Here is a 3283-nt window from a genome sequence, read left to right as displayed (position 1 = left end):
CCGCACCCCCCGGGCCCGCGGGGCCGCCGCCCCCGCCCGCGGGGTGCTGCCCGCGCCGGCGCTCGACGCCGGGGAGCGGGACCGGCTGCTCCAGGGCCGGCACCACGACCCGCACGCGGTGCTGGGCGCCCACGCCCAGCGGGGCGGGGTGGTGTTCCGGGTGCTGCGGCCGTACGCCAAGGCCGTCACGATCGTGGCCAAGGGGCTGCGGGCCGAGCTCCACGACGACGGCGACGGCCTCTTCTCCGGGCTCCTCCCCCTCGGCGAGGTCCCCGACTACCGGCTGCTGGTCGCGTACGACGGCACCGAGACCGAGGTCCACGACCCCTACCGGTTCCTGCCCGCGCTCGGCGACTTCGACCTGCACCTGATCGGCGAGGGCCGGCACGAGGAGCTGTGGACGGCGCTGGGCGCCCGCCCCATGGAGCACCAGGGCGTGGCAGGCACCCGCTTCACCGTGTGGGCGCCCAACGCCCAGGGTGTACGCGTCACCGGCGACTTCTCCTTCTGGAACCCGGCCGCCCAGCCGATGCGCTCCCTCGGCTCCTCCGGTGTGTGGGAGCTGTTCCTGCCGGGCGTCGGCGAGGGGGCCCTGTACAAGTACGACATCGCCGGGCCCGACGGCGGCCACACGCTGCGCGCCGACCCGATGGCGCAGCACGCGGAGGTCCCGCCGGCCACCGCCTCCGTCGTCACCGCCTCCCGCCACGTCTGGGGCGACGCGGAGTGGATGGCCTCGCGCGGGCGGCGCCCGGTCCACCAGGCCCCGTTCTCGGTGTACGAGGTGCACCTGCCGTCGTGGCGGCCGGGGCTGTCGTACCGGGAGCTGGCCGAGCAGCTCCCGCCGTACGTCAGGGAGCTGGGCTTCACGCACGTGGAGCTGATGCCGGTCGCCGAGCACCCCTTCGGCGGCTCGTGGGGCTACCAGGTGACCGGCTACTACGCGCCGACCTCGCGGATGGGCGGCCCGGACGACTTCCGGGCGCTGGTGGACGCGCTGCACCGGGCCGGGATCGGGGTGATCCTGGACTGGGTGCCGGCGCACTTCCCGCGCGACGAGTGGGCGCTCGCCCGGTTCGACGGGCGGCCCCTGTACGAGCACCAGGACCCGCGGCGGGCGGAGCACCCGGACTGGGGGACGCTGGAGTTCGACTACGGGCGCAAGGAGGTCCGCAACTTCCTCGTCGCCAACGCGGTGTACTGGTGCCAGGAGTTCCACGTCGACGGGCTGCGGGTGGACGCGGTCGCGTCGATGCTGTACCTGGACTACTCGCGCGGCGAGGGCGAGTGGGCCCCGAACGAGCACGGCGGGCGGGAGAACTGGGACGCCGTGGCGATGCTCCAGGAGATGAACGCGACGGTGTACCGGCGCTGCCCCGGGGTCGTGACGATCGCGGAGGAGTCCACCGCCTGGGACGGGGTGACGCGGCCCACCGACTCCGGCGGCCTCGGCTTCGGCCTGAAGTGGAACATGGGCTGGATGCACGACACGCTGCGGTACGTCTCGAAGGAGCCGGTGCACCGCAAGTACCACCACCACGACATGACCTTCGGGATGGTGTACGCGTACAGCGAGAACTTCGTGCTGCCCATCTCGCACGACGAGGTGGTGCACGGCAAGCAGGCGCTGGTGTCGAAGATGCCCGGCGACTGGTGGCAGCAGCGGGCCGGGCACCGCGCCTACCTCGGCTACATGTGGGCGCACCCGGGCAAGCAGCTGCTGTTCATGGGGCAGGAGTTCGCCCAGGGTGCCGAGTGGTCGGAGGCGCACGGCCCGGACTGGTGGCTGCTGGACCCGGCCTATTCGGCGGCCGGGGACCACCAGGGCGTGCGGACGCTGGTGCGCGACCTGAACCGGGAGTACGCAGCGGCCCCCGCGCTGTGGGAGCGGGACAGCGTCCCGGAGGGCTTCGCGTGGGTGGAGGCGGACGCCGCGGACGACAACGTCTTCGCGTTCCTGCGGTACGCGCACGACGGCTCGCCGCTGCTGTGCGTGTCGAACTTCTCGCCGGTGGTGCGGCACGGCTACCGGCTCGGCGTCCCGGAGGAGGTGCCGGCCTGGCGGGAGGTCCTCAACACGGACCTGCCGGAGTACGGCGGCAGCGGCCTGCGCCACGCGGGGCCGCTCCTGCCCGAGCGGGTGCCGGCGCAGGGCCGCCCGGCGAGCGTGGTCCTGACCCTTCCGCCGCTGGCGACGGTCTGGTTCCGCCCCTGAGCCGTGGCCGCCGCCTGCTCCGGGACGCCGTCGAGGCCCTGGAGCAGGCGGCGCCCGGCGTCCGTGTACCGGGGCAGGCCGGCTCCGCCGGTTCGCCGATGCGCACGGCCCGACGCTGTTCCCTGACGCGGGCGTCAGGGCAAGGAGTGCGGTGGGGGCCCTCGCCACCCCCGTCGGCGAGGGCCCCCGTAGGGATCACGCACGGGAGGGGCCCGTGGTTCGCTGCGGGGTGCGGGGGATCCGTGAAGATCAGGAGGAGCTCGCTCCGGTCGGCTGGCCGGAACCTTACGCTGGAGTTCGGCCCCACAGGGCGTCCGATTACCGGACGGTCGCCTGAAATCCGGACCAAACACCCGAACTCCATAGGACTTTCCTACGAGTTGTTGGCTTGTTTGAACAGTCTGTAGTCGCCGGGGCCCGGCCGCTCCTACCGTGTGCCCTGTGCAATCCAGCCCACCCTTCAATGCCCCCGCCGCGCGGCGCCTGCGCGCGGCCCTGGGCATGGCGCCCGGCCACGTCTCCTACGGCCTGCGCGCCCAGTACGGACTGATCGTCGAGCCGGAGACGGTGATGGCCTGGGAGCGGGGCGAGCTCACCCCCACGGCCGCCGAGCTCACGGCCCTGGCCGGCGTGCTGTGGTGCTCGCCCGGCGAGCTGCTGTCCGAGCCGGTGACCCTGCGGGAGCACCGGATGGCCCGCGGCATGTCCCCGGACGAGCTGGCCCGGCGGATCGGGCTCGACACGGGCTCGTACCAGAAGATGGAGGACGCCGGCCGCTGGAAGGGCAACGAGCGGCAGTCGGTGGCCCTCGCCCAGGTCCTCAACCTGACACTGGCCCAGTTCATCACGGCGACCGGCAAGCAGGAGGAGCTCGCGGAGATCCTGCGCAGCGCCGTCACCACGCGCTGGCAGGCCTACGCCAAGCCGCTGGCCAAGCTGCTGCCGGTGCCGCGGGAGCACCTGGAGCCCGTACTGGAGCGGCTGCACGCCGACTACCAGTCCGCCATGGTCGCCACCCTCGGATGGGGCGGCGCCGGCAGCAGCTTGGCCAGCGGCTTGGCGTAGGCC

At 73.5% G+C, this 3283-nt stretch carries 2 protein-coding genes; both read left to right on the top strand.

Annotation, left to right across the window (positions count from 1 at the left end; genetic code table 11):
• Positions 1–2215 (top strand): 1,4-alpha-glucan branching enzyme (glgB, locus tag EF903_RS30630; protein ID WP_125548243.1); only part of this gene is annotated, 2215 nt, incomplete at its 5' end.
• A 432-nt stretch (positions 2216–2647) separates the two neighbouring features.
• Positions 2648–3280: a helix-turn-helix domain-containing protein gene (locus tag EF903_RS30625; RefSeq protein ID WP_399422044.1), complete on the top strand. Its 633-nt coding sequence runs from the start codon at positions 2648–2650 to the stop codon at positions 3278–3280.
• The last annotated feature ends 3 nt before the right edge of the window (positions 3281–3283 follow it).

Origin of the sequence: Streptomyces sp. WAC05292 (assembly GCF_003949955.1) — a bacterium.
GTDB classification, from domain to species: Bacteria; Actinomycetota; Actinomycetes; order Streptomycetales; family Streptomycetaceae; genus Streptomyces; species Streptomyces globosus.
The sequence above is the reverse complement of the archived record's forward strand: the minus strand, read 5'-3'. Positions and strand labels throughout refer to the sequence as shown.